This is a genomic window from Desulfurellaceae bacterium (assembly GCA_021296095.1).
In the GTDB taxonomy this organism is placed as follows: Bacteria; Desulfobacterota; Binatia; order Bin18; family Bin18; genus JAAXHF01.
In genome coordinates this window covers 1-1099 of sequence record JAGWBB010000168.1, presented here as the reverse complement: position 1 = coordinate 1099, position 1099 = coordinate 1, and the positions used below count along the sequence as shown (strand labels likewise).

At 61.0% G+C, this 1099-nt stretch carries 1 protein-coding gene; it reads left to right on the top strand.

The annotated features are described in order from the left end of the window. Positions 1 to 1099, top strand: a 1099-nt coding sequence (locus J4F42_22290) for an MFS transporter (protein MCE2488253.1), incomplete at both ends; no start/stop codon positions are given.

The following is a 1099-nucleotide window of genomic DNA, read 5'->3' as shown; positions in this document are numbered from 1 at the left end:
CTGGCCATTTTCGCCACCATGCTGGGCAACGGGGTGGTCATGCCGTTCATCCCGCTGTATTCCCAGCAGTTCGGGGCCGAGGGCTTCACCATCGGCGTTCTGTTTGGCTCGCATTCGGCCTCGCGCACTTTTTTGCTGCCCTTTATCGGTCGCGCCTCCGACCGGCGCGGTAGAAAGGAGTTTCTGCTGTGGGGTCTGGCCTTGTATGCCGTCTCATCGGTCGCCTTTCTGCTGGCCGATAGCCTGTTTGTCCTGACCCTGGTCATGGCTCTCCAGGGCGTGGCGACGGCCATGGTCCAGCCCATCTCCATGGCCTATGTCGGCGACCTGACGCCCAAGGGTCAGGAGGGCAGGTATAGTGGCTATATCAATACGGCTTTTCTGGGCGGCGTGGCGGGCGGGCCGGTGCTGGGTGGCGTGGTCAGAGACCTGTATAACATGCAGGCCAGCTTCATTCTGCTGGGCATCCTGAGCCTGTTGGCGCTGATCCTGCTGTGGTTGTTCCTGCCCGAAGTCCACCATGAAAAGAACACCCGGACCACCACGCATCTCCCCTTGCGTGAGATCTTTTCGTGTTATCCGCTGGTCGGCATGTCGGTCTTTCGTCTCAGCTATGCGGCGGCGAATGCGGCCATTTGGGTCTTCGTGCCCCTGTTGGCCGCCCAGCTGTTGGCGCTCAGTACCTCCCAGATCGGTCTGCTGATTTCGCTCAATGTGCTGGTCAGCACAGTCATGCAGGCGCCGTGCGGACGGCTGGCCGACCGGGTCGCGAATAAAATCACGCTGATCGTGATCGGTGGACTGATCAGCGCGGTGTCGCTGGCCCTGTTTCCGCTTGCAACGACCTATTGGCATCTGGTGGTGCTCAATCTGCTCGTCGGTGCCGCGTTTGGCCTAGCCTATCCGGCCCATATGGCGGTGGCCATGGAGAACGCCAAGGGCTTTGGCATGGGGACGGTGATGAGCCTGCTGCTGACGGTCCACAGCTTTGCGATGACAGTCGGGCCGATGCTGTTCGGCTTGGTCATCGATCTCTACAGCCTGAACGGCGTGTTCTACAGCGGCGGCCTGTTCGGCCTGCTGGTGACGATTGCCTGTT